The 18,625-nt window shown below is 61.8% G+C and carries 19 protein-coding genes and 1 pseudogene; 12 read left to right on the top strand and 8 right to left on the bottom strand.

All coding sequences use genetic code 11. The features are described 5' to 3' along the window. Window position 1 precedes the first annotated feature (1 nt). Window positions 2-1,147, bottom strand: coding sequence for an MFS transporter (locus BM382_RS17770; protein WP_011064216.1), 1,146 nt, complete (start codon window positions 1,145-1,147; stop codon window positions 2-4). A gap of 127 nt (window positions 1,148-1,274) precedes the next feature. Continuing rightward, the gene (locus BM382_RS17765; protein WP_011064217.1) at window positions 1,275-2,768 is read right to left on the bottom strand and encodes an aldehyde dehydrogenase; all 1,494 of its coding nucleotides are present in this window, start codon (window positions 2,766-2,768) and stop codon (window positions 1,275-1,277) included. A 238-nt stretch (window positions 2,769-3,006) separates the two neighbouring features. Between BM382_RS17765 and BM382_RS17760 the strand changes: the two genes are divergently transcribed. Continuing rightward, complete coding sequence (locus BM382_RS17760) at window positions 3,007-3,369, top strand: cupin domain-containing protein (RefSeq protein ID WP_015637468.1); 363 nt, start codon at window positions 3,007-3,009, stop codon at window positions 3,367-3,369. Window positions 3,370-3,427: 58 nt separating this feature from the next. Here the strand turns inward: BM382_RS17760 and rpmG are convergent, their stop codons facing one another. Next, window positions 3,428-3,583, bottom strand: a complete 156-nt coding sequence (rpmG, locus tag BM382_RS17755) for a 50S ribosomal protein L33 (RefSeq protein WP_003177274.1) — start codon at window positions 3,581-3,583, stop codon at window positions 3,428-3,430. An 11-nt stretch (window positions 3,584-3,594) separates the two neighbouring features. Further along, the gene (rpmB, locus tag BM382_RS17750; protein WP_011064219.1) at window positions 3,595-3,831 is read right to left on the bottom strand and encodes a 50S ribosomal protein L28; all 237 of its coding nucleotides are present in this window, start codon (window positions 3,829-3,831) and stop codon (window positions 3,595-3,597) included. 475 nt (window positions 3,832-4,306) lie between these two features. Between rpmB and BM382_RS17745 the strand changes: the two genes are divergently transcribed. Beyond that, the gene (locus BM382_RS17745; RefSeq protein ID WP_011064220.1) at window positions 4,307-5,890 is read left to right on the top strand and encodes an ABC transporter substrate-binding protein; all 1,584 of its coding nucleotides are present in this window, start codon (window positions 4,307-4,309) and stop codon (window positions 5,888-5,890) included. A 48-nt stretch (window positions 5,891-5,938) separates the two neighbouring features. On the opposite strand, the gene radC is transcribed toward BM382_RS17745, so the two are convergent. After that, on the bottom strand, window positions 5,939-6,613 hold the full coding sequence (radC, locus tag BM382_RS17740; protein WP_011064221.1) for a RadC family protein: 675 nt from the start codon (window positions 6,611-6,613) through the stop codon (window positions 5,939-5,941). 132 nt (window positions 6,614-6,745) lie between these two features. Here radC and coaBC point away from each other — a divergent pair, with 132 nt between their 5' ends. The 4 genes and pseudogenes from coaBC (at window position 6,746) to argB (ending at window position 11,004) form a co-directional block, all read left to right on the top strand. Next, window positions 6,746-7,954: a bifunctional phosphopantothenoylcysteine decarboxylase/phosphopantothenate--cysteine ligase CoaBC gene (gene coaBC, locus BM382_RS17735; protein WP_011064222.1), complete on the top strand. Its 1,209-nt coding sequence runs from the start codon at window positions 6,746-6,748 to the stop codon at window positions 7,952-7,954. Between the two features lie 5 nt (window positions 7,955-7,959). Further along, the gene (dut, locus tag BM382_RS17730) at window positions 7,960-8,415 is read left to right on the top strand and encodes a dUTP diphosphatase (RefSeq protein WP_072443455.1); all 456 of its coding nucleotides are present in this window, start codon (window positions 7,960-7,962) and stop codon (window positions 8,413-8,415) included. Between the two features lie 300 nt (window positions 8,416-8,715). After that, window positions 8,716-10,074, top strand: a pseudogene (locus tag BM382_RS17725) (phosphomannomutase/phosphoglucomutase); the annotation flags it as partial. A gap of 24 nt (window positions 10,075-10,098) precedes the next feature. Beyond that, entirely contained in the window at window positions 10,099-11,004 is a 906-nt protein-coding gene (gene argB, locus BM382_RS17720) for an acetylglutamate kinase (protein WP_011064225.1), read from the top strand. A gap of 151 nt (window positions 11,005-11,155) precedes the next feature. Here the strand turns inward: argB and pyrE are convergent, their stop codons facing one another. Continuing rightward, the gene (pyrE, locus tag BM382_RS17715) at window positions 11,156-11,800 is read right to left on the bottom strand and encodes an orotate phosphoribosyltransferase (RefSeq protein WP_011064226.1); all 645 of its coding nucleotides are present in this window, start codon (window positions 11,798-11,800) and stop codon (window positions 11,156-11,158) included. 81 nt (window positions 11,801-11,881) lie between these two features. On the opposite strand from pyrE, the gene BM382_RS17710 reads away from it, so the two are divergent. Then, a complete protein-coding gene (locus tag BM382_RS17710) occupies window positions 11,882-12,661 on the top strand; it encodes an exodeoxyribonuclease III (protein ID WP_011064227.1) in 780 nt (259 codons plus the stop codon). A 61-nt stretch (window positions 12,662-12,722) separates the two neighbouring features. Here the strand turns inward: BM382_RS17710 and BM382_RS17705 are convergent, their stop codons facing one another. Continuing rightward, a complete protein-coding gene (locus BM382_RS17705; RefSeq protein ID WP_011064228.1) occupies window positions 12,723-13,091 on the bottom strand; it encodes a DUF4870 domain-containing protein in 369 nt (122 codons plus the stop codon). A gap of 30 nt (window positions 13,092-13,121) precedes the next feature. Further along, window positions 13,122-13,844 carry a ribonuclease PH gene (gene rph / locus BM382_RS17700; RefSeq protein ID WP_011064229.1) on the bottom strand — a complete coding sequence of 241 codons (723 nt, stop codon included), beginning with the start codon at window positions 13,842-13,844 and terminating at the stop codon, window positions 13,122-13,124. Between the two features lie 272 nt (window positions 13,845-14,116). Here rph and BM382_RS17695 point away from each other — a divergent pair, with 272 nt between their 5' ends. From BM382_RS17695 to BM382_RS17675, 5 genes are all read left to right on the top strand, one after another. Then, on the top strand, window positions 14,117-14,980 hold the full coding sequence (locus tag BM382_RS17695; protein WP_011064230.1) for a YicC/YloC family endoribonuclease: 864 nt from the start codon (window positions 14,117-14,119) through the stop codon (window positions 14,978-14,980). 10 nt (window positions 14,981-14,990) lie between these two features. Continuing rightward, window positions 14,991-15,611, top strand: coding sequence for a guanylate kinase (gene gmk, locus BM382_RS17690; protein ID WP_011064231.1), 621 nt, complete (start codon window positions 14,991-14,993; stop codon window positions 15,609-15,611). 168 nt (window positions 15,612-15,779) lie between these two features. Beyond that, on the top strand, window positions 15,780-16,043 hold the full coding sequence (gene rpoZ / locus BM382_RS17685; protein ID WP_007921129.1) for a DNA-directed RNA polymerase subunit omega: 264 nt from the start codon (window positions 15,780-15,782) through the stop codon (window positions 16,041-16,043). Window positions 16,044-16,100: 57 nt separating this feature from the next. Then, on the top strand, window positions 16,101-18,206 hold the full coding sequence (gene spoT / locus BM382_RS17680; protein ID WP_011064232.1) for a bifunctional GTP diphosphokinase/guanosine-3',5'-bis pyrophosphate 3'-pyrophosphohydrolase: 2,106 nt from the start codon (window positions 16,101-16,103) through the stop codon (window positions 18,204-18,206). A 24-nt stretch (window positions 18,207-18,230) separates the two neighbouring features. After that, window positions 18,231-18,611: a RidA family protein gene (locus BM382_RS17675; RefSeq protein ID WP_007921133.1), complete on the top strand. Its 381-nt coding sequence runs from the start codon at window positions 18,231-18,233 to the stop codon at window positions 18,609-18,611. The last annotated feature ends 14 nt before the right edge of the window (window positions 18,612-18,625 follow it).

Here is an 18,625-nt window from a genome sequence, read left to right as displayed (position 1 = left end):
GCTACAACGCAGCCTGGGCTTCGCCAAAGGCCCCCTGGCGCAGCAGCAGGACAAGCAAGCCAAAAGCCCCGGCCGCCACCAGCAGCAACATGGCGTGGCCGCTCACCCACTGGCTGCCGGCCCCTGCCACCAGCGGCCCGATCAGGCAGCCAATGCCCCAGAGCTGCGCCACATGGGCATTGGCCCGCACCAGTGCATCATCGCGGTAACGCTCCCCGATCAGGATCAGCGACAAGGTGAACAAGCCCCCGGCGCTGGCCCCGAACAACACCCACAGTGGCCAGATCAGCACGGTGCCCAGCAACAGCGGAATGGCCAGGCTGGAACACAGCAGGATCACCGCGCAGCCGGTGAACAGGCCGCGCCGGGAAATCCGATCCGCCAGGGCGCCAATCGGCAGTTGCAAAAGTGCATCCCCCACCACCACGGTGCTGACCATGGCCAGGGCAATGTCTTCGGTGAACCCCTGGCTCAGGCAATACACCGGCAGCAGGGTCAGAATCAGCGCCTCGAAAGTAGCGAACAATGCAACTGCCCAGGCAATCGCCGGCAACTTCTGACAGAAGTGCCACAGGTCAAACAGGGTCACGCTGCACGACTCGGTGCTCGGCGCCCCGCTGCGCCCCAGCAGCAGGAGCGGTGATACCACCAGCAAACCCACCGCGGTCCAGAAGCCGTAATCATGCTCAGTACCCAGCACGCCCAACAGCAGGGGCCCGGCCAGCTGGCTCAAGGCATAGCTTGCGCCATACAGCGCCACCAGCCGGCCACGCCACTGCTCCACCACCAGTTGATTGATCCAGCTTTCCCCCAGAATGAAGATGATGGTCAGGACCACTCCCAGTATCAGGCGCAGCACCAACCACAACGGATAGCTGGGCAGCAGCGCCAGCAAGGCAATGGAGATCGCCCCGCCCCACAGGCACAGGCGCATCAGGCTGGCGGTGCCGAAGCGCGCCGCCAGGCGGCTGGAGATCTTCGCCCCGAGCAACACGCCAATGGCCGGCATCGCCGCCACCACGCCAATTGCAAAAGGCCCGTAGCCCCAGCTTTCGAGACGAAACGACACCAGGGGCATGGTCACGCCCAGGGCCAGGCCGACACTCAAGACTGCGGCCAAAACGGCGAAATAGGTCGCCCAACGCATTTCCACGCTCCTGTGGATCATTGTTTCGCAAGGCACAGACAACACAGCCGGACTCCCCTTGCGGAAAGTCCGGCTGCGCTATGGATCGACATCAGGCGGGGCACTGCCCCGCCTCAAACGACAAGACTCAGAGCTTGATCCAGGTGGCTTTCAGCTCGGTGTACTTGTCGAACGCATGCAGCGACTTGTCGCGACCGTTGCCCGACTGCTTGAAGCCGCCGAACGGCGCGGTCATGTCGCCGCCGTCGTATTGGTTGACCCAGACGCTGCCGGCACGCAGGGCCTTGGCGGTCTGGTGGGCCTTGGAAATGTTGGCGGTCCACACCGCAGCTGCCAGGCCGTAAGGCGTGTCGTTGGCAATCTGGATCGCCTCTTCCACGCTGTCGAAGGCGATCACCGACAGTACAGGGCCGAAGATCTCTTCCTGGGCGATTTTCATCGCGTTGCTGACACCATCAAAAATGGTCGGCTCGACGTAGGTGCCACCGGTTTCTTCCAGGGTGCGCTTGCCACCGGCCACCAGCTTGGCGCCATCGGCATGCCCGGCTTCGATGTAGGACAGCACGGTGTTCATCTGCTGGGTGTCCACCAGGGCACCGACATTGGTGGCCGGATCCAGCGGGTTGCCCGGCTTCCAGCCCTTGAGGGCCTCGATCACCAGCGGCAGGAATTTGTCCTTGATGGAGCGCTCCACCAGCAGGCGCGAGCCGGCGGTGCAGACTTCGCCCTGGTTGAAGGCAATGGCGCTGGCGGCGGATTCGGCGGCGGCCTGCAGGTCCGGAGCATCGGCGAACACGATGTTCGGGCTCTTGCCGCCGGCTTCCAGCCACACGCGCTTCATGTTGGATTCGCCGGAGTAGACCAGCAACTGCTTGGCGATCTTGGTGGAGCCGGTGAACACCAGGGTGTCCACGTCCATGTGCAGGGCCAGGGCCTTGCCGACGGTGTGGCCGTAGCCTGGCAGTACGTTGAACACGCCCGCCGGAATCCCGGCTTCCACTGCCAGGGCAGCGATGCGGATGGCGGTCAGCGGGGATTTTTCCGAAGGCTTGAGGATCACCGAGTTACCGGTGGACAGGGCCGGGCCCAGTTTCCAGCAAGCCATCATCAGGGGGAAGTTCCACGGCACGATGGCCGCGACCACGCCTACCGGCTCACGGGTGACCAGGCCCAACTGGTCGTGAGGGGTGGCAGCGACTTCATCGTAGATCTTGTCGATGGCCTCGCCGCTCCAGCTCAGGGCCTGGGCGGCGCCGGGAACGTCGATATCCAGGGAGTCGCTGATGGGCTTGCCCATGTCCAGGGTTTCCAGGAGCGCGAGTTCTTCAGCGTGCTGCTTCAACAGGCCGGCAAAGCGGATCATCACCGACTTGCGCTTGGCCGGCGCCAAGCGCGACCAGGCGCCGGAGTTGAAGGTGGCGCGGGCGTTTTCCACGGCGCGCTGGGCATCGGCGGCATCGCAGCTGGCGATGGTCGCCAGTACGCGACCGTCTACCGGGCTGATGCATTCGAAGGTGTCGCTGGAAGCCGATGCGGTGTATTCGCCGTTGATGTAGGCACGACCTTCGATTTTCAGGTCGCGGGCACGTTGTTCCCAGTCGGCACGAGTCAGGGTGGTCATACGAGTGTCCTCCTCTTATTTGTATACAAGCGCCATGCGAACTACGCCGGCACTGCTGAAGAATTCTGCCCGGCCAGCCTGTTTTCGGCCAAAGGCACCCGCCACCCTAAACCAGCGACACCTGTACTTTCAATATATTTGACAAAGCCCGGGCAAACGCCATTGCTATGTGCATTTTAATAAACATAGACTTTGGCCTTCATAGCCACTCGCGCCGCAATCACGGGGGAATACAACAATGAGCATCCACAACGTCGTCGACTTCAGCCAGGCCACCACCGAGGGCGAACGCTACCGCCCCGCTGCGGAAAAAATCCTCAAGGGCGACCCCGAGCAGGCGGTGTTCAACCATTACGCCAGCCCGTGCGGCCAGCTCAATGCCGGGATCTGGGAAGGCGCCGTAGGCCAGTGGACGGTGAACTTCACCGAGCACGAATACTGCGAGATCCTCCAGGGCGTATCGGTACTGCGTGATCACGACGGCAATGCCAAGACTCTGCGAGTCGGCGACCGCTTCGTGATCCCGGCCGGCTTCAAGGGCACCTGGGAAGTGCTGGAGCCCTGCCGCAAGGTCTATGTGGCCTTCGAACAGAAAGCCTGAATCCCGGGCACAAAAAAACCCGCTTGAAGGCGGGTTTTTTTGTCAGAAGAAAAATCAATTACTTGATTTTGCCTTCCTTGTAGATCACGTGCTTGCGAACAACCGGATCATATTTCTTGATCTCGATTTTGTCCGGAGTAGTACGCTTGTTCTTGTCGGTAGTGTAGAAGTGACCAGTACCGGCGCTCGAGATCAAACGAATCAATTCACGCATGATTAGCTCCCTTAAACCTTGCCGCCATCGCGACGGATTTCGGCCAGCACGACATCAATGCCGCGCTTGTCGATGATACGCATGCCTTTGGCAGATACGCGCAGACGCACAAAACGTTTCTCGGACTCAACCCAGAAGCGGTGATGCTGCAGGTTCGGCAGGAAACGACGACGGGTTTTGTTGTTTGCGTGGGAAATGTTATTCCCAGTCACCGGACCCTTACCGGTAACTTGACAGACTCTAGACATGCCTCAGCCCTCTAAAACCACATGCCCAACCCGGCATGGGTTGGCCGCTTAATCTCTCAGTCATTTGGCGCCAGGCGCCGCGTTTCTTTAGGGTCTTACCGGCTACACCTACAAGCGAAGGAACCGGGCCCCTAGAAAAGAGCGCTGCTTTATACCAGAAAGACCCCAGAGCAACAACAACCGCTGTGCCCAGGATGACGAAAAGTCCTGATTTTCTTGCGCCGGACGCCTGCGGCAAAGGCTACCGCAGAAATCTACCGCTCGTCGCAGAATATATTTCTCCCGATACCCCAGGCACAAAACCGCCATTGGGCGCGGTCATGCCTGCGGAAAATCACGCCTGGAACCCCGGCCGAGCCCGAGGTTTCGTCACTCGATACAAAAGGGATAGTCATTTTACAAAGAGCCCACTAGGGTAAGGCATTTCCAGACTGCACTCGCAGATGGGCTTTCGATCTGCACAAGGAACCCGACCATGCGTCTTGCCGCCCTCCCGCTCCTGCTCGCCCCTCTCCTGAGCCCCCTGGCCCAGGCTGCCGCGCTGAGCGTCTGCACCGAAGCCAGCCCGGAGGGCTTCGACGTGGTGCAGTACAACTCACTGACCACCACCAACGCATCCGCCGACGTGCTGATGAACCGCCTGGTGGAGTTCGACGCTGATAGCGGCAAGGTAGTCCCCAGCCTTGCCGACAGCTGGGAGGTCTCTGCCGACGGCCTGACCTACGTGTTCAAACTGCACCCCAAGGTCAAGTTCCACCGCACCGAGTATTTCAACCCCAGCCGCGAGCTGACCGCCGAAGACGTCAAGTTCAGCTTCGAGCGCATGCTCGATCCGGCCCATCCGTGGCACAAGATCGCCCAGAGCGGCTTTCCCCACGCCCAATCCCTGCAGTTGCCCAGCCTGATCAAGAAGATCGATGCCCTGGACCCGTTGACCGTACGCTTTACCCTGGACCACGCCGATTCGACCTTCCTCGCCACCCTGAGCATGGGCTTCGCCTCGATCTACTCGGCGGAGTACGCCGAGCAACTGCTCAAGGCCGGCACCCCGGAGAAGCTCAACAGCCAGCCGATCGGCAGCGGCCCATTCATCTTCGGGCGCTTCCAGAAAGACGCCTCGATCCGCTACAAGGCCAACCGCGACTACTTTGCCGGCAAGCCTGCGGTCGATTCGCTGATCTTTGCCATCACCCCGGACGCCAACGTGCGCCTGCAGAAGCTGCGCCGCAACGAGTGCCAGATCGCGCTGTCGCCCAAGCCCCTGGATGTCCAGGCCGCCAGCGAGGATCCGGCACTGAAGGTCGAGCACACCGCAGCCTTCATGACCGCCTTCGTCGCCATCAACAGCCAGCACCCACCCCTGGACAAACCCGAGGTACGCCAGGCAATCAACCTGGCCTTCGACAAGGGCAGCTACCTCAAGGCGGTCTTTGAAGGCACCGCCGAAGCCGCCAACGGCCCTTACCCGCCCAATACCTGGAGCTACGCCAAGGACCTGCCCGGGTACGCCCACGACCCGGAAAAGGCTCGCCAACTGCTGGCCAAGGCTGGCCTGAAGAACGGCTTCCAGACCACCATCTGGACCCGCCCTTCTGGCAGCCTGCTCAACCCCAACCCCAGCCTGGGCGCACAGTTGCTGCAATCGGACCTGGCCCAAGTGGGGATCCAGGCGGAAATCCGCGTGATCGAATGGGGTGAACTGATCCGCCGCGCCAAGGCCGGCGAGCACGACCTGCTGTTCATGGGCTGGGCTGGCGACAACGGCGACCCGGATAACTTCCTCTCGCCACAGTTCACCTGCGCCGCCGTCAAGTCCGGCACCAACTTCGCCCGCTACTGCGACCAGAACCTGGACAAGCTGATCACGGCCGGCAAGACCACCAGCGAACAGGGTGTGCGCAGCAAGCTGTACCAACAGGCCCAGACCCAGATCCAGCAGCAGGCGCTGTGGCTGCCCCTGGCACACCCGACCGCTTTCGCCCTGACTCGCAAGCAGGTCGAGGGCTACCAGGTGAGCCCCTTCGGGCGCCAGGACTATTCGAAAGTCAGCATCAAGTGAACTGCCGGCCGGCTTCAAGGCCCACCCAGGCCTTGAAGCCGGCTGCATTCAGATCCAGCCGTACTCGGCCATCGACAGCGGGTCGCCCTCCCCCACGATGAAGTGGTCCAGCACCCGCACATCGATCAACTCCAGTGCCTCCTGCAAACGTCGGGTCACTACCCGGTCGGCCGGGCTGGGCTCGCAAATGCCTGACGGATGGTTGTGGCAGAGGATCACCGCCGCTGCATTGTGCGCCAAGGCGCGCTTGATCACCTGCCGCGGGTACACCGTGGTGCTGTCGATGGAGCCCTGAAACAGCACTTCGAAGGTCAGTACACGATGCCGCGTGTCGAGAAACAGGCAACCGAACACTTCATGGGGCTCGTGGCGCAGCATCGACTTCAGGTAATCGCGCACCACCAGCGGGTTCTCCAACGCGGACTGGCGATGCAGTTTCTCCGCCAGATGCCGGCGGGCCATTTCCAGCACCGCCTGCAACAAGGCGTACTTGGCCGGGCCCAGCCCCAGTTGGCGGGTAAAGGTCAGTTGATCGGCCTCCAGCAGCCTGCGCAGGCTGCCAAAGCGCCGCAACAGATGCCGCGCCAGGTCCACCGCGCTTTTACCGGCCACCCCGGTGCGCAGGAAAATAGCCAGTAGCTCGGCGTCGGAAAGGCTGATGGCGCCCTGCTCCAGAAGCCGTTCCCGCGGACGCTCCGCCGCGGGCCAGTCACGAATACTCATCACACCTCCCTGTGCATGGCGCCGCTGTTCGACAGCGGGCGCTGTGCTATCTTAGCCCCCTCTTTTTTGCGTGGTATTTCACCTGGGGAGGGGGCATGCCACGCAGCAATCACTGAACGGAAAGACAGGCCTATGCAGCGGCTGTATCGGAAACGCATCGTGCTCGGCGTCGGCGGCGGCATTGCCGCCTACAAGAGCGCGGAGCTGGTTCGCCGACTCCTCGACCAGGGCGCCGAAGTGCGCGTGGTCATGACCCGGGGCGGCAGTGAATTCATTACCCCGCTGACCATGCAAGCGCTCTCCGGGCACCCGGTCCACCTCGACCTGCTGGACCCGGCTGCCGAAGCCGCCATGGGCCATATCGAGCTGGCCAAGTGGGCCGACCTGGTGCTGATCGCGCCAGCCACCGCGGACCTGATTGCCCGCCTGGCCCAGGGCATTGCCGACGATCTGCTGACCACCCTGGTGCTGGCCACCGATGCCATCGTCGCCATCGCCCCGGCGATGAATCAGGCCATGTGGCGCGACCCTGCCACCCAAGCCAACACCCAACTGCTGCAAAGCCGTGGCCTGAAGGTCTTCGGCCCGGCTTCCGGCAGCCAGGCCTGTGGCGATGTCGGCCTGGGCCGCATGCTGGAGGCCAACGACCTGGCCCAGTGCGCCGCCGATTGCTTCCAGCATCTGGCGCTGACCGGCAAGCACCTGCTGATTACCGCCGGGCCGACCCAGGAAAACATCGATCCGGTGCGCTACATCACCAACCATAGCTCAGGAAAAATGGGCTTCGCCCTGGCCGAGGCCGCGGTTGAAGCCGGTGCCCGGGTGACCCTGATCACCGGGCCGGTACACCTGCCAACCCCCGATAGAGTCACGCGGATCGACGTTGTCAGCGCCCGGGACATGCTCGCGGCCTGTGAATCGGCGATCCCATGCGACGTTTTCATCGCCTCTGCGGCGGTCGCGGACTACCGACCGGAAGTCGTCGCCCCACAGAAATTAAAGAAAGACCCTACGAAAGGTGACGGCCTGTTGCTGCAGATGGTGCGCAACCCGGACATCCTGGCCACCATTGCCAGCCGTCCGGATCGGCCTTTCAGTGTCGGTTTCGCCGCAGAAACCGAAAACTTGCTCGACTACGCTGCACGCAAATTGAAGGACAAGAACCTCGACCTGATCGTCGCCAACGACGTTGCCAACCCGAGCATTGGCTTCAACAGCGAGGAAAACGCCTGCAGCGTGATTGACCGGGAGTTGCACGCAACTCTCTTCGCCCAGACCAGCAAGGGCAAGATTGCCCGCCAGCTGATCTCTTTTATCGCCGAACGGCTGAACCAGGTTTAACTCGCATGCACGCTTTACAAGCCAAGATCCTCGACCCACGCATCGGCAACGAATTCCCTCTGCCGCAGTACGCCACGCCGGGCTCCGCCGGCCTCGACCTGCGAGCCATGCTCAAGGAAGACACCCTTCTGGAGCCAGGCCAGACGCTGCTGATCCCTACCGGGCTGTCGGTCTACATTGGCGATCCGGGCCTGGCAGCGCTGATCCTGCCGCGCTCCGGCCTGGGCCATAAGCACGGCATCGTGCTGGGCAACCTGGTGGGCCTGATCGACTCGGACTACCAGGGCGAACTGATGGTGTCCTGCTGGAACCGTGGCCAGACCGCCTTCAACATCGTCGTCGGCGAGCGCATCGCCCAACTGGTGCTGGTGCCTGTGGTCCAGGCGCATTTCGAAGTGGTCGAAGCCTTTGATGAAAGCCAGCGCGGCGCAGGTGGCTTCGGCCACTCCGGCAGCCACTGATCTGCCTCTCGGAGTGGGCAGCCTGCCTGCTCCGCCCCCTTGCGAGAGCAATCAAGGACCGAGGACCAGCATTTTTTTGCAGGGCGCCTGGCCCCCGCCAGGCCGGGCTGCTGACCGGTTCCGGAGGGGACGGAGCCCGTCAGATGGCACTTTCGCAGTACGAACTCTATGCTGAAAACGCCGTCATACCCTTCAGTTTGAGCCTGCCGGCCTGTCCTCCCACGGCCGTACTGCACCCCTTCAGATGGAGCACCCTCAGTGATGAGCAACGCAGCTAAAGTCGCCCCGAAATTCCCCGACAGCATCTTCCGCGCCTACGACATCCGCGGCGTTGTACCGCAAACCCTGACCGCTGAAACCGCCTACTGGATCGGCCGCGCCATCGGCTCCCAGAGCCTGGCCCAGGGTGAACCGAACGTCTCCGTGGGCCGCGATGGCCGCCTGTCCGGGCCGGAACTGGTGGCGCAACTGATCCAGGGCCTGCACGACAGCGGCTGCCACGTCAGCGACGTCGGCCTGGTGCCGACCCCAGCCCTGTATTACGCGGCCAACGTACTGGCCGGCAAGTCCGGCGTAATGCTCACCGGCAGCCACAACCCCTCGAACTACAACGGTTTCAAGATCGTCATCGCCGGCGACACCCTGGCCAATGAACAGATCCAGGCCCTGCACGAGCGCCTCAAGAGCAACAACCTGAGCAGCGCTCAGGGCAGCGTCACCCAGGTCGACATCCTGCCGCGCTACGCCGAGGAGATCATCCGTGACGTCAAGCTGGCCCGCCGCCTGAAAGTCGTGGTGGATTGCGGCAACGGCGCCGCCGGGGTGATTGCCCCACAATTGATCGAAGCCCTGAACTGCGAAGTGATCCCGCTGTTCTGCGAAGTGGACGGCAACTTCCCCAACCACCACCCGGATCCAGGCAAGCCCGAGAACCTCGAGGACCTGATTGCCAAGGTCAAGGAAACCGGCGCCGACCTGGGCCTGGCCTTCGACGGCGACGGCGATCGTGTCGGTGTGGTGACCAACACCGGCAGCATCGTCTTCCCCGACCGCCTGCTGATGCTGTTCGCCAAGGACGTGGTGGCGCGCAACCCGGATGCGGAGATCATCTTCGACGTCAAATGTACCCGACGCCTGATTCCGCTGATCAAGGAATATGGCGGTCGCCCGCTAATGTGGAAGACCGGTCACTCGTTGATCAAAAAGAAAATGAAACAGACCGGCGCTCTGCTGGCCGGCGAAATGAGCGGCCATGTGTTCTTCAAGGAACGCTGGTTCGGCTTCGACGACGGCATTTATAGCGCCGCACGGTTGCTGGAGATCCTCAGCAAGGAAAAATCCACCGCGGAAGAGCTGTTCGCCACCTTCCCGAACGATATTTCTACGCCGGAAATCAATATCCATGTGACCGAAGAGAGCAAATTCAGCATCATTGACGCCCTGCACGACGCGCAGTGGGGTGCAGGCGCCGACCTGACCACCATTGACGGGGTGCGGGTCGACTATGCCAAGGGCTGGGGCCTGGTTCGCGCCTCCAACACCACCCCTGTGCTGGTGCTGCGCTTCGAGGCTGATGATGCAGCCGAACTGCAGCGCATCAAGGATGTGTTCCACACCCAGCTGAAACGTGTTGCACCTGATCTCCAACTACCGTTTTGATTGTTTGAAGCACCGGAGCCCTGAATGACCATCGAACGCGATGCCGCCGCCAATACCGCCAAGGTCCTATCCGAAGCGCTGCCTTATATTCGCCGCTATGTCGGCAAGACCCTGGTGATCAAGTACGGCGGCAACGCTATGGAAAGCGAGGAGCTGAAAACCGGCTTCGCCCGCGACATCGTGCTGATGAAGGCTGTCGGGATCAACCCGGTGGTGGTGCACGGTGGCGGCCCGCAGATCGGTGACCTGCTCAAGCGCCTTTCCATTGAAAGCCACTTCGTCGATGGCATGCGCGTGACCGATGCGCAAACCATGGACGTGGTGGAGATGGTCCTCGGTGGCCAGGTCAACAAGGACATCGTCAACCTGATCAACCGTCACGGCGGCAGCGCCATCGGCCTGACCGGCAAGGATGCCGAGCTGATCCGGGCGAAAAAACTTACAGTGACCCGCCAGACGCCGGAAATGACCACCCCGGAAATCATCGATATCGGCCATGTGGGCGAAGTGGTCGGGATCAACACCGACCTGCTGAACCTGCTGGTCAAGGGTGATTTCATCCCGGTGATTGCACCGATCGGGGTCGGCGCCAACGGCGAGTCCTACAACATCAACGCCGATCTGGTGGCTGGCAAGGTGGCCGAAGCATTGAAAGCCGAAAAGCTGATGCTGCTGACCAACATCGCCGGCCTGATGGACAAGTCGGGCAAGGTCCTCACCGGCCTGAGCACCCAGCAGGTCGACGAGCTGATCGCCGACGGCACCATCTACGGCGGCATGCTGCCGAAAATCCGCTGCGCGCTGGAAGCCGTGCAAGGCGGGGTCGGCAGTTCGCTGATCATCGACGGTCGCGTGCCCAACGCGATCCTGCTGGAGATCTTCACCGATACGGGTGTCGGCACCCTGATCAGCAACCGCAAGCGTCCTTAAGCACCAGGCACAAAAAAGCCCCCGCCCGGGATCCCGGGCGGGGGCTTTTTTATCGACGCAATCTTTGTGGGAGCGGGCTTGCCGGCGAAGGCACTCACGCGGGCAACTCAAGGCCCAAAGGCCTCTTCACCGGCAAGCCGGCTCCTACAGGTCAGATTCCGTACTGCGCGCGGTAGGCTTCCACCGCCGGCAGATGCTGCTTGAGCGCCGGATCATCCGCCAGGAACTGCAGGACCTGGGTCAGGGAGACAATGCTCACCACCGGAATGCCGAAGTCACGCTCGACCTCCTGGATCGCCGACAACTCGCCGTTGCCGCGTTCCTGACGGTTCAAGGCGATCAGCACCCCGGCCGCCTTGGCGCCGTCCTGGGACTCGATGATCTGCATCACTTCGCGGATCGCCGTGCCGGCGGTGATCACGTCGTCGATGATCAGCACATCGCCGGTCAAGGGAGCCCCCACCAGGCTGCCGCCTTCGCCGTGAGCCTTGGCTTCCTTGCGGTTGAAGCACCAGGGCAGATCGCGCTGGTGATGCTCGGCAAGCGCCACCGCAGTGGCCGCCGCCAGAGGAATGCCTTTATAGGCCGGGCCAAACAGCACATCGAAGGGAATGCCGCTTTCGACGATCGCCGCGGCGTAGAAACGCCCCAGCTGGGCCAGCGCCGAACCGCTGTTGAACAGGCCGGCATTGAAGAAGTAAGGGCTGGTGCGCCCGGACTTCAGGGTGAACTCACCGAAGCGCAAAACCCCGCGATCGATGGCAAAACGAATGAAATCGCGCTGATACGCCTGCATGAAAAAACCCCAGATACCACGGATTTAGCTAATTAGGTAGAGCTCGGGTATCATACACGCACGTGATTTTTGGGGCCATTTATGCGGATCATCAGTGTGAACGTCAATGGTATTCAGGCTGCAGTGGAGCGTGGTTTGCTCAGTTGGCTGCAGGCACAGAATGCCGACGTCATCTGCCTGCAGGACACCCGCGCCTCTGCCTTTGAACTGGACGACCCAGCCTTCCAACTGGATGGCTACTTCCTTTATGCCTGCGATGCCGAAGTCCCTGCCCAAGGCGGTGTGGCTTTGTATTCGCGGTTGCAGCCGAAGGCGGTCATCAGCGGCCTCGGCTTCGAGACAGCCGATCGTTACGGGCGCTACCTGCAAGCCGATTTCGACAAGGTCAGCATCGCGACCTTGCTGCTTCCATCAGGGCAGAACGGCGATGAAGACTTGAACCAGAAGTTCAAGCTAATGGACGATTTCGCCCGTTATCTGGATAAACAGCGGCGCAAACGTCGCGAGTACATTTATTGTGGCTCGCTGTACGTGGCGCAACAGAAGCTGGATATCAAGAACTGGCGCGACAGCCAGCAATCTCCGGGCTTCCTGGCACCTGAGCGTGCCTGGATGGACGAGATCATTGGCAACATGGGTTATGTCGACGCATTGCGTGAAGTCAGCCGTGAAGGCGACCAGTACAGCTGGTGGCCGGACAACGAACAGGCCGAGATGCTGAACCTGGGCTGGCGTTTCGACTACCAGTTGCTGACTCCCGGCCTGCGTCGCTTTGTCCGCAGCGCTCGCCTGCCGCGCCAGCCACGCTTCTCGCAGCACGCACCGCTGATCGTGGACTATGACTGGACGCTGACCATCTAAGCGTCCTTTCACCGCCACAAAAAAGCCGACATCGCTGTCGGCTTTTTTGTGCTTGCTCGAGCTACTTGATCAGGCGCCAGGTGAAGGGGTAGCGATAAGGCACCCCTTCGCCAGCCTTGACTCCGCCGATGATGGTCAGCACCAGGGCTCCGATCGCCAGCAGGCCGAACATGAAGAACCCGATCACCACGATCATCAACAGGAAGCACACCGCCGACGCAATGGCGACGGTCAGCTGGAAGTTCAGTGCTTCCTTGCCCTGGGCATCGATAAAGGGATCGGTTTCGCGCTTCATCTGCCAGAGAATCAACGGTCCGATCAGTGTGCCGAAAGGAACCCAGATCCCCAGCAAGGCGGACAGGTGACAAAACATCGCCCATTGCCGGACTTCGTGACTCGGCGTAGGCAGCGGCAGTTGTTCATCACTCATGGTGCTCTCCTTGCTGAAGACCTGCGCCCATCAATCGGCGAGCGCGGCTTGCTGCAGTTGGAAAATCTCGTTCATGCCTTGCTGGGCCAGGGCCAGCATCGCATTCAGTTCAGCCGGCTGGAACGGCGCACCTTCGGCAGTGCCCTGCACTTCGATGAAACCACCGGTGCTGGTCATCACAACGTTGAGGTCGGTTTCGGCAGCCGAGTCTTCCAGATAATCCAGGTCCAGGACCGGTTCGCCCTGGTACATGCCGACGGATACCGCGGCAATCATCTGCTTCAGCGGATCGCCGCCTTTCAGGCCACCGCGCTTCTTGATCACTTTCAAGGCGTCGACCAGGGCCACCATGGCGCCAGTGATCGATGCGGTACGAGTACCGCCGTCGGCCTGGATCACGTCGCAATCGACATACAGGGTGACGTCGCCCAGCTTGGACATGTCCAGTGCGGCGCGCAGCGAACGGCCGATCAGGCGCTGGATCTCCAGGGTCCGACCGCCCTGCTTGCCACGGCTGGCTTCGCGCTGGTTACGCTCGCCGGTAGCCCGCGGCAGCATGCCGTACTCGGCAGTCAGCCAACCCTGGCCCTGGCCCTTGAGGAAGCGCGGCACACCGTTCTCGACGCTGACCGTGCAGATCACTTTGGTATCACCGAACTCGACCAGTACAGATCCCTCGGCGTGTTTGGTGTAGTTGCGGGTGATGCGGATCGAGCGGAGCTGATCGGCGGCGCGACCACTTGGACGTTTCATAGGGGAACACCTGTACGGGGACGGAAAACTGCCGAGCATTATAAAGCCCGCAACCGCGCCAGGGCACGCCTAAAAAGGTCAAAGGAGCATTTACACCGCGGATGAGTCCTGTTGCGACGAGCTGCAATGCATTGGCAGCGCCAGGGTTTGGGGGCTCCGACCGCACTGCGCTACAATCCTGCGCCTTCGCAGCCTGTCGGCTTCAATTCATCTTTATCAGGCCCGCCCAACCCCCTCACGGTTGGTGCCGGCGCTGAATCGGAGGTACCTCCATGGTGCACAGCATGACCGCCTTCGCCCGGGCAGAACGGGCAGGCACTCAGGGCACCCTGAGCTGGGAACTGCGCTCGGTCAACAGCCGTTACCTGGAGCCGCACCTGCGTTTGCCGGAAGCCTTTCGCGACCTTGAAGGCGCGGTCCGCGAAGCCCTGCGCCAGGGCCTGTCCCGCGGCAAGGTCGAGTGCACCTTGCGCTTCATCGAGGAAACCGCCGGCAAACCGCTGCAGGTGGATCGCGAGCGCGCCGCGCAACTGGTCGCTGCCGCCGAGTCCGTCGCCAGCCTGATCAAGCAGCCGGCCGCGCTCAACCCGCTGGAAGTCCTGGCCTGGCCGGGCGTACTGGTGGCCGACGCCACTGACCCGCAAGCCTTGAACAGTGACGCCCTGGCCCTGTTCAACCAGGGCTTGAAGGAACTGAAGAATGGCCGCGAACGGGAAGGCGCCGAACTGGCCAGGCTGATCGACGAACGCCTGTCCTCCATCGAGGAAGACGTGGCGACCCTGCGTGAACTGGTCCCGCAGATGCTCGCGACCCAGCGCCAGAAGATCCTCGACCGCTTCGCCGACATGCAGGCTGAGCTGGATCCGACCCGTCTCGAACAGGAGATGGTGCTGCTGGCACAGAAAAGCGACGTCGCCGAAGAACTGGACCGCCTGAGCACCCACATCATTGAAGTACGTCGCGTGCTCAAGTCCGGCGGCGCGGCCGGGCGGCGCCTGGACTTCCTGATGCAGGAACTCAACCGCGAAGCCAACACACTGGGCTCCAAGGCCTTCGACCCGCGCAGCACCCAAGCTGCGGTCAACCTCAAGGTGTTGATCGAGCAGATGCGCGAACAAGTGCAGAATATTGAGTAAGGCAACTGACATGACCCACAGCACCGGCACCCTGTACATCATTTCCGCGCCGTCGGGCGCGGGCAAGAGCAGCCTGGTCAAGGCCCTGACCGACGCCAAACCGGAGATTCGCGTCTCGGTCTCCCACACCACCCGTGCCATGCGCCCCGGTGAGGTGGACGGCGTGAACTATCACTTCGTCTCCCGCGAGACGTTCGTGAAGATGGGTGAGCACGGGGACTTCCTGGAGCGCGCCGAAGTGTTCGGCAACCTCTACGGAACCTCGCAAAGCCACCTGCAGCAAACCCTGGACGCAGGCCACGACCTGATTCTGGAAATCGACTGGCAAGGCGCGGAACAAGTACGCAAGCTGATGCCCCAGGCCCGTTCGATCTTCATCCTGCCACCGTCCTTGCAAGCCCTGCACCAGCGCCTGACCAACCGTGGGCAGGACAGTGACGAGGTCATCGACGGGCGGATGCGCGAGGCCGTCAGCGAAATGAGCCACTACGTCGACTACGACTATCTGATCATCAACGACGATTTCGCCCACGCGCTGGGCGACCTGAAGGCGATTTTCCGCGCCAATCAGCTGCAACAGAAACGCCAGCAGCAGCGTTTCGGCAAATTGCTGGCTGAACTCCTGGGTTAAAACAGCACTTCCCAAAACCGCTGCAAGCGCTTTACATTGGCACTTGCAGCGCGTTGAAGGGCTTGGTTAAAAAATCAGCGCTTCCCTTAACGCTGGTGATTTTTTAAACTGTTGAGTCCGCTCGCCCATCCGGGCAGCGCGCATATTGCATTTGCTACGAGGAAGACCATGGCCCGCGTAACCGTTGAAGACTGCCTAGAACACGTGGATAACCGCTTTGAGCTGGTCATGCTCTCTACCAAGCGTGCCCGTCAACTGGCCACCGGCGGCAAAGAGCCGAAAGTAGCATGGGAAAACGACAAGCCTACCGTTGTCGCCCTGCGCGAAATCGCTGAAGGCCTGATCGACTACGCAGCCATCGCCGAAGCCGAAATCGTTGAAGATGAGCCGCTTTTCGCTGCTTTCGAGGACGAGTCCAACGAGGCCGTCTGAGCCTATGCCTGGTCGACGTAGCACGGCGCGGGATCACAGCTTACGGCAGGAGACATCATGCCGAGCATAGACGCCCTCGCCGATCGCTTATCGACCTATCTCGGCACGGACCAGGTCAATCTGGTCCGCCGAGCGTATTTCTACGCCGAACAAGCCCATGACGGTCAACGCCGTCGCAGCGGCGAGGCGTACGTCACGCACCCACTCGCGGTAGCGAACATTCTTGCCGACATGCACATGGACCATCAGAGCCTGATGGCCGCGATGCTGCATGACGTCATCGAAGACACCGGCATCGCCAAGGAAGCGCTCAGCGCGCAGTTCGGCGAAACCGTGGCCGAATTGGTGGATGGGGTCAGCAAACTGACCCAGATGAACTTCGAAACCAAGGCCGAAGCCCAAGCGGAAAACTTCCAGAAGATGGCCATGGCCATGGCCCGCGACATTCGCGTGATCCTGGTCAAGTTGGCCGACCGCCTGCACAACATGCGCACCCTGGAAGTACTTTCCGGCGAAAAGCGTCGGCGGATCGCCAAGGAAACCCTGGAGATCTACGCCCCCATCGCCAACCGCCTGGGCATGCACGCCATCCGCATCGAATTCGAAGACCTGGGCTTCAAGGCGATGCACCCGATGCGTTCCGCGCGGATCTACCAGGCGGTCAAGCGCGCCCGGGGCAACCGCAAGGAAATCGTCAACAAGATCGAGGAATCCCTCAGCCACTGCCTGGCCATCGACGGCATCCAGGGCGAGGTCAGCGGTCGCCAGAAGCACCTGTACGGCATCTACAAGAAGATGCGCGGCAAGCGTCGGGCCTTCAACGAGATCATGGACGTCTATGCGTTCCGCATCATCGTCGACAAGGTAGACACCTGCTATCGCGTACTCGGCGCTGTACATAATTTGTACAAGCCACTGCCGGGACGCTTCAAGGACTACATCGCCATTCCCAAGGCCAACGGCTATCAGTCGCTGCATACCACGCTGTTCGGCATGCACGGAGTGCCAATCGAGATCCAGATTCGTACCCGGGAAATGGAAGAAATGGCCAATAACGGCATCGCCGCCCACTGGCTGTACAAATCCAGTGGCGACGAACAGCCCAAAGGCACTCACGCCCGCGCCCGCCAATGGGTCAAGGGCGTGCTGGAAATGCAGCAACGCGCCGGCAACTCCCTGGAATTCATCGAGAGCGTGAAGATCGACCTGTTCCCGGACGAGGTCTACGTGTTCACGCCCAAAGGCCGGATCATGGAGCTGCCCAAAGGCTCCACCGCGGTGGACTTCGCCTACGCGGTTCACACCGACGTCGGCAACAGCTGCATCGCCTGCCGGATCAATCGTCGCCTGGCGCCGCTGTCCGAACCCCTGCAAAGCGGTTCCACAGTGGAAATCGTCAGCGCCCCGGGCGCGCGCCCGAACCCGGCCTGGCTGAATTTCGTGGTCACCGGCAAGGCCCGCACCCATATCCGCCATGCTCTCAAGCTGCAGCGCCGCTCCGAGTCCATCAGCCTCGGCGAACGCTTGCTGAACAAGGTGCTCAACGGCTTCGACAGCTCCCTGGAAAAGGTCCCGGCCGAACGCATCCAGGCGATTCTCCAGGAATACCGCCTGGAACTGATCGAAGACCTGCTGGAAGACATCGGCCTGGGCAACCGCATGGCCTACGTTGTGGCGCGCCGCCTGCTGGGCGAAGGCGAACAGCTGCCAAGCCCGGAAGGCCCGCTGGCAATCCGCGGCACCGAAGGCCTGGTGCTGAGCTACGCCAAGTGCTGTACGCCGATCCCGGGCGATCCGATCGTCGGCCACCTGTCCGCCGGCAAGGGGATGGTGGTGCACCTGGACAACTGCCGCAATATCAGCGAAATCCGCCACAACCCGGAAAAGTGCATCCAGCTCTCCTGGGCCAAGGATGTCACCGGCGAATTCAACGTCGAACTGCGCGTAGAACTGGAACACCAACGCGGCCTGATCGCGCTGCTGGCCAGCAGCGTCAACGCCGCCGACGGCAACATCGAGAAAATCAGCATGGACGAACGCGATGGTCGCATCAGCGTGGTCCAACTGGTGGTCAGCGTGCACGACCGCGTACACCTGGCCCGCGTGATCAAGAAACTGCGCGCCCTGACCGGGGTCATCCGCATCACCCGCATGCGTGCGTAGCCCGTCCATTACAAGGAGTCATTCATGACCAAGACAGTTATCACCAGCGACAAGGCACCTGCTGCCATCGGCACCTACTCCCAGGCGATCAAGGCTGGCAACACCGTCTACATGTCCGGCCAGATCCCTCTGGACCCCAAGACCATGGAGCTGGTGGAAGGCTTCGAAGCCCAGACCGTCCAGGTGTTCGAAAACCTCAAGTCGGTAGCCGAGGCCGCTGGCGGTTCGTTCAAGGACATCGTCAAGCTGAACATCTTCCTCACCGACCTGAGCCACTTCGCCAAGGTCAACGAGATCATGGGCAAGTATTTCCAACAGCCTTACCCAGCCCGCGCCGCCATTGGCGTGGCCGCCCTGCCAAAGGGTGCACAGGTTGAAATGGATGCCATTCTGGTCATCGAGTAACACCCGCGGCGCAG

The organism is Pseudomonas sp. NFPP25 (genome assembly GCF_900116505.1).
In the GTDB taxonomy this organism is placed as follows: Bacteria; Pseudomonadota; Gammaproteobacteria; order Pseudomonadales; family Pseudomonadaceae; genus Aquipseudomonas; species Aquipseudomonas protegens.
This window is presented reverse-complemented; position numbering and strand designations above follow the sequence as displayed.

Excerpts from the sequence above, each read along its gene's own strand:
- BM382_RS17770 (WP_011064216.1), bottom strand. The coding sequence starts at position 1,147 with ATGCGTTGGGCGACCTATTTCGCCGTTTTGGCCGCAGTCTTGAGTGTC.
- BM382_RS17765 (WP_011064217.1), bottom strand. The coding sequence starts at position 2,768 with ATGACCACCCTGACTCGTGCCGACTGGGAACAACGTGCCCGCGACCTG.
- BM382_RS17760 (WP_015637468.1), top strand. The coding sequence starts at position 3,007 with ATGAGCATCCACAACGTCGTCGACTTCAGCCAGGCCACCACCGAGGGC.
- rpmG (WP_003177274.1), bottom strand. The coding sequence starts at position 3,583 with ATGCGTGAATTGATTCGTTTGATCTCGAGCGCCGGTACTGGTCACTTC.
- rpmB (WP_011064219.1), bottom strand. The coding sequence starts at position 3,831 with ATGTCTAGAGTCTGTCAAGTTACCGGTAAGGGTCCGGTGACTGGGAAT.
- BM382_RS17745 (WP_011064220.1), top strand. The coding sequence starts at position 4,307 with ATGCGTCTTGCCGCCCTCCCGCTCCTGCTCGCCCCTCTCCTGAGCCCC.
- radC (WP_011064221.1), bottom strand. The coding sequence starts at position 6,613 with ATGAGTATTCGTGACTGGCCCGCGGCGGAGCGTCCGCGGGAACGGCTT.
- coaBC (WP_011064222.1), top strand. The coding sequence starts at position 6,746 with ATGCAGCGGCTGTATCGGAAACGCATCGTGCTCGGCGTCGGCGGCGGC.
- dut (WP_072443455.1), top strand. The coding sequence starts at position 7,960 with ATGCACGCTTTACAAGCCAAGATCCTCGACCCACGCATCGGCAACGAA.
- argB (WP_011064225.1), top strand. The coding sequence starts at position 10,099 with ATGACCATCGAACGCGATGCCGCCGCCAATACCGCCAAGGTCCTATCC.
- pyrE (WP_011064226.1), bottom strand. The coding sequence starts at position 11,800 with ATGCAGGCGTATCAGCGCGATTTCATTCGTTTTGCCATCGATCGCGGG.
- BM382_RS17710 (WP_011064227.1), top strand. The coding sequence starts at position 11,882 with ATGCGGATCATCAGTGTGAACGTCAATGGTATTCAGGCTGCAGTGGAG.
- BM382_RS17705 (WP_011064228.1), bottom strand. The coding sequence starts at position 13,091 with ATGAGTGATGAACAACTGCCGCTGCCTACGCCGAGTCACGAAGTCCGG.
- rph (WP_011064229.1), bottom strand. The coding sequence starts at position 13,844 with ATGAAACGTCCAAGTGGTCGCGCCGCCGATCAGCTCCGCTCGATCCGC.
- BM382_RS17695 (WP_011064230.1), top strand. The coding sequence starts at position 14,117 with ATGGTGCACAGCATGACCGCCTTCGCCCGGGCAGAACGGGCAGGCACT.
- gmk (WP_011064231.1), top strand. The coding sequence starts at position 14,991 with ATGACCCACAGCACCGGCACCCTGTACATCATTTCCGCGCCGTCGGGC.
- rpoZ (WP_007921129.1), top strand. The coding sequence starts at position 15,780 with ATGGCCCGCGTAACCGTTGAAGACTGCCTAGAACACGTGGATAACCGC.
- spoT (WP_011064232.1), top strand. The coding sequence starts at position 16,101 with ATGCCGAGCATAGACGCCCTCGCCGATCGCTTATCGACCTATCTCGGC.
- BM382_RS17675 (WP_007921133.1), top strand. The coding sequence starts at position 18,231 with ATGACCAAGACAGTTATCACCAGCGACAAGGCACCTGCTGCCATCGGC.